Genomic DNA, 5,734 nt, shown 5'->3' on the forward strand with positions numbered 1-5,734 from the left:
GCCGCATCGAAGCGGCCGTACCCGGTGGCGCCGCCAACATCCAGGACATCTACCCGCTGGCGCCGCTGCAAGAGGGCATCCTGTTCCATCACCTCCTGCAGCAGGAGGGTGACGCTTATGTCACCACCTTCGAACTGGGTTGCGACAGCCGCGAGCGGCTGGAAGGCTTCATCGCGAGCCTGAACCATGCGATCGGCCGCCACGACATCCTGCGCACCGCGGTCCACTGGGAAGGCCTGCGGGAACCGGTGCAGGTCGTCCATCGCCAGGCCGAAGTCCGGCTCCAGTGGCTCGAAGCAGGGGAAGGAGAAGAGGCCCGCGCCCAACTGGAAGCGCACGTCGCCCCCGGGCGCTACCGCATCGACGTGCGCCAGGCCCCGCTGATCCACGCCCTCGCCATCAAGGACGAAGCCCAACAGCGCTGGCTACTCGCACTGCCTTGCCACCACCTGATCTCCGACCACACCACGCTGGAACTGCTGGTGGGCGAGATCGCCCTGATCCAGGAAGGCAGGCAAGCCGGGCTGCCGGAGCCGGTCCCCTTCCGCCGCTTCGTCGCCCAGGCGAAGCGGGGCGTGAGCGTAGCCGAACATGAAGCCTTCTTCACCCGACTGCTGGGCGATGTGGATGAGCCCACCGCCCCCTTCGGCCTGCTCGACATCCAGGGCGACGGCAGCGGCATCGAAGAAGCCCGGCTACCGCTGGAAAGCGCCCTTGCCAGCGCCCTCCGCGCGCAAGCCCGCCAGCACGGCGTGAGCGCGGCCAGCCTCTTCCACCTCGCCTGGGCGCTGGTGCTGGGCAAGACCACGGGGCGGGACGACGTGGTGTTCGGCACCGTCCTGTTCGGCCGGATGCAAGGCGGAGCCCAGGCGGACAAGGCGCTGGGTCTCTTCATCAACACCCTGCCGATGCGGGTGCGGCTGGGCACGGACACGGTACAGGCGAGCCTCAGCCAGACCCACCAGATCCTGACCGAGCTGCTGCACCACGAACACGCCAGCCTCGCGCTCGCGCAGCGCTGCAGCGGACTTCCCGGCGGCACACCGCTGTTCTCGGCGCTGCTGAACTACCGCCACAGCCCGCAGCGCATGGGTGACGGGGTGCCCATGCTGGAAGGGCTGCAGGCATTGAGCGGGGAAGAGCGGACCAACTACCCGGTGACGATGTCGGTGGACGACCTGGGTGCAGGCTTTGAACTGGTCGCCCAGGCCGGCCCGGAGGCGGGCGCGCAACGGCTGTGCGCCTATATGCACGCCGCGGTGAGCGCGGTGGTGGCGGCGTTGCAGAACACGCGAGCCGCACCGGTCTGCGAACTGGCGCTGCTGGGAGAGCGGGAGCGGGCGCAGCTGATGACGTGGGGCGAGAACCGGGAGCGCTACGCGGGGGCGCAGCCCATCCACCGGCTGATCGAAGCGCAGGCGGCGGCCCGCCCGGACGCGGTGGCGGTGATCTTCGGCGAGGCGCAGCTGAGCTACGGCGAGCTGAACCAGCGGGCGAACCAACTCGCGCACCACCTGACCGGGCGGGGCGTCGGCCCGGAAGTGAAGGTGGGAATCGCGGTCGAGCGCTCGCTGGAAATGGTGGTGGGCCTGCTGGCCATCCTGAAGGCGGGCGGAGCGTACGTGCCGCTGGACCCCGAGTACCCGGCAGAGCGGCTGGGCTACATGACGGAAGACAGCGGGATAGGGCTGTTGCTCACGCAGCGCGCGCTTCGGGCGCAGCTGCCGCTACCGGGCGGACTCGCTGTCCTGGAACTGGACACGCTGGCGCTGACGGCCGAGCCGGCGCACAACCCGGACGTGCCGCTGAGCGGCGAGAACCTGGCCTATGTGATCTACACCTCCGGTTCCACCGGACGGCCCAAGGGGGCGGCCAACCGGCACCACGCCCTGTACAACCGCCTGAAGTGGATGCAGGACGCCTATCGGCTGAACGCTCAGGACACCGTCCTGCAAAAGACCCCATTCAGCTTCGACGTCTCGGTGTGGGAGTTCTTCTGGCCGCTGATGGTCGGCGCCCGCCTTGTCGTGGCCGCGCCGGGCGAACACCGGGAACCGGCACGGCTGGTCGAACGGATCGTCCGGCACCAGGTGACGACGCTGCACTTCGTTCCCTCCATGCTGCAAGCCTTCCTCGCCCACGAAGGCATCGAAGCGTGCACCAGCCTCAGGCGCATCGTCTGCAGCGGCGAAGCCCTGCCGGCCGAAGCCCTGCAAGGCGTGTTCGCCCGTCTGCCCCAAGCGGCGCTGTACAACCTGTATGGCCCCACCGAAGCCGCCATCGACGTTACCCACTGGACCTGCCGTGGCGACGGCCGCAGCCTGGTTCCCATCGGCGCCCCCATCAGCGGCATCCGCACCCACGTCCTGGATGGCGAACTGAACCTGACCCCGGCCGGCGTAGCCGGCGAGCTCTACCTGGGCGGCGTCGGCCTTGCGCGCGGCTACCTGAACCGTCCCGGCCTGAGTGCCGAGCGCTTCATCGCCGACCCCTACGACGAAGCCGGCGGGCGGCTGTACCGCACGGGCGACCTGGTGCGCTGGAACGCGGAAGGCGAACTGGAGTACCTGGGCCGGATAGACCACCAGGTCAAGATCCGGGGCTTTCGCATCGAACTGGGCGAAGTGGAAGCGCAGCTGCTGGCCCAACCGGAAGTACGTGAAGCGGTGGTGGTGGCCGACGAAGGCCCGGGCGGGGCGCGGCTGGTGGGCTACGTCTCGGCCCAGGCGGGCGCGGAAATCGACACCGCCGAACTGCGCACCAAGCTGGGCGAGCAACTGCCGGACTACATGGTGCCCTCGGTGCTGATGGTGCTGGATAGCCTGCCGCTGAACGCCAACGGCAAGATAGACCGCAAGGCGCTGCCGAAGGCGGAAGCGGGGAGCAGCCAGGATTACGAGGCGCCGCAAGGCGAAGTGGAAGAGCGGCTGGCGGCGATCTGGGCCGAGGTGCTCGGGGTGGAGCGGGTCGGTCGGCAGGACAGCTTCTTCGAACTCGGCGGCCATTCGCTGCTGGCCTTGAAGCTGCTGGAACGGATGCGCACCCAGGGCCTGCCGGCCTCGGTGAAGCGCCTGTTCCAGCACCCGCAACTGGCGGCGTTTGCCGCCGCGCTGGAGAGCGAACCGCAGCCGGCCGAAGTGGCGGTGCCGCCGAACCGGATTCCGGCCGATTGCGCTGCGATCACACCGGAGATGCTGACATTGGTGACTTTGGACCGGGAAGAGATCGGCCGCATCGAAGCGGCCGTACCCGGTGGCGCCGCCAACATCCAGGACATCTACCCGCTGGCGCCGCTGCAGGAAGGCATGTTGTTCCACCACCTGGCACAACAGCAGGGCGATGCCTACGTCACCCAGAACCTGCTGGCCTTCGACCGCCGCGAGCGCCTGGAGTCCTTCGTTTCCAGCCTCAACCAGGCAATACAGCGCCACGACATCCTGCGCACCACCATGCTGTGGGAGGGGCTGCATGAGCCGGTGCAGGTTGTCCATCGCCAGGCCGAAGTCCGGCTGCAGTGGCTCGAAGCGGCCGAAGGAGAAGACGCCCGCAGCCTGCTGGAGGCCAGAGTCGCCCCCGGGCGCTACCGTATCGACGTACGCCAGGCACCGCTGATCCACGCGCTGGCGGCGCATGACCTTCCCCAGGGGCGCTGGCTGCTCTGCCTGCCCTGCCACCACCTGATCCTGGACCATTCCACGCTGGAACTGCTGGTGGGCGAGATCGCGCTGATCCAGCAGGGCAGGGAAGCCGAGTTGCCGGAACCGGTGCCATTCCGCCGCTTCGTCGCCCAGGCGAGGCTGGGCGTGAGCGCGGCCGAACACGAGCGCTTCTTCACCCGGCTGCTGGGCGACGTGGCCGAACCCACCGCCCCCTTCGGCCTGCTCGACATCCAGGGCGACGGCAGCGCCATCGAAGCGGCACGGCTCGCGCTGGAGCCCTCGCTCGCACTCGCGATCCGCAGCCAGGCGCGCCGATACGGCGTGAGCGCGGCCAGCCTGTTCCACCTCGCCTGGGCGCTGGTGCTGGGCAAGACCACGGGGCGGGACGACGTGGTGTTTGGCACCGTCCTGTTCGGCCGGATGCAAGGCGGAGCCCAGGCGGACAAGGCGCTGGGTCTCTTCATCAACACCCTGCCGATGCGGGTGCGGCTGGGCACGGACACGGTACAGGCGAGCCTCAGCCAGACCCACCAGACCCTGACCGAGCTGCTGCACCACGAACACGCCAGCCTCGCGCTCGCGCAGCGCTGCAGCGGACTTCCCGGCGGCACACCGCTGTTCTCGGCGCTGCTGAACTATCGCCACAGCCCGCAGGGCGAGCAGGCCCAGGGCACAGCCTGGGAAGGGCTGGAGGTGCTGAGCGGAGAAGAGCGGACCAACTACCCGCTGGGCGTGTCGGTGAACGACCTGGGAGAAGGCTTCCAGTTGGTCGCGCAGGCGGTCCCGGAGGCGGGCGCGCAGCGGCTGTGCGCCTACCTGCATGCCGCGGTGAGCGCGGTGGTGGCGGCATTGCAGGATGCGAGCGCCACACCGGTATGCGAACTGGCCCTGCTGGGCCAGCGGGAACGGGCGCAGCTGATGGCATGGGGCGAGAACCGGGAACGCTACGCAGGGGCGCAGCCCATCCACCGTTTGATCGAATGGCAGGCGGTGGAGCGCCCGGACGCCGCGGCGGTGATCCTCGGCGAGGCGAGCCTGAGCTATGGCGAGCTGAACCGCCGTGCCAACCTGTTGGCACACCACCTGATCGGGCTGGGCGTGGGTCCGGAAGTGAAGGTGGGGATCGCGGTGGAGCGCTCGCTGGAGCTGGTGGTGGGCCTGCTGGCGATCCTGAAGGCGGGTGGCGCGTACGTGCCACTGGACCCCGAGTACCCGGCGGAGCGGCTGGGCTACATGATGGAAGACAGCGGGATCGCGCTGCTGCTCACGCAGAGCGCGGTCCGGGCACAGCTTCCGGTATCGACCGGACTCGCGGTCCTGGCGCTGGACACGCTGGCGCTGCCGCGCGAGCCTGAACACAAGCCCGGCGTCGCGGTGAGTGGGGAGAACCTGGCCTACGTGATTTACACGTCCGGCTCCACCGGACGACCCAAGGGGGTGGCTGTCACCCACGGCCCCCTAAGCATGCATTGCCAGGAAACGGCGATCCTCTACGAGATGGGGCCGGCTTCCCGGGAGCTGCACTTCCTCTCCTTCTCCTTTGACGGCGCCCACGAACGCTTGTTGACCGCGTTGAGCTGCGGCGCGGCACTGGTGCTGCGCGATGCCAGCCTGTGGCCCGCCCAACAGACGCTCACCGCGCTTCAGCAACACCGGATCAGCAATGCGGGCTTCCCCGCAGCCTACCTGCGGCGGTTGGCGGAGCAGGGGGCGGAGCGGGGCATGCCCCCGCCTGTGCGTCTCTATTCCTTTGGCGGTGAAGCCATGCCACGGGAAGGCTTCGAGAACATCCGCCACACTCTGAAGCCCGAGTTGCTGATCAACGGCTATGGGCCGACCGAGGCGGTCGTTACGCCGCTGGTGTGGAAGGTTGCTGGCAGCAGGGCTTGCTCCAGCGCCTATGCCCCCATTGGCAGGCCAGTGGGGGATCGCAAAGCCTATGTACTGGACACCGGCCTGAACCTGGCCCCGGCGGGTATCGCCGGCGAGCTCTACCTGGGCGGCGTCGGCCTTGCGCGCGGCTACCTGAACCGTCCCGGCCTGAGTGCCGAGCGCTTCATCGCCGACCCCTACGA

At 69.0% G+C, this 5,734-nt stretch carries 1 protein-coding gene; it reads left to right on the forward strand.

The window, feature by feature from the left end; all coding sequences use genetic code 11:
- The coding region (locus C7389_RS24405) for a non-ribosomal peptide synthetase (protein ID WP_133595275.1) at positions 1-5,734 on the forward strand (5,734 nt) is incomplete at both ends.

The sequence above is a fragment of the Azoarcus indigens genome (assembly GCF_004361735.1).
Classification (GTDB): Bacteria; Pseudomonadota; Gammaproteobacteria; order Burkholderiales; family Rhodocyclaceae; genus Azoarcus; species Azoarcus indigens.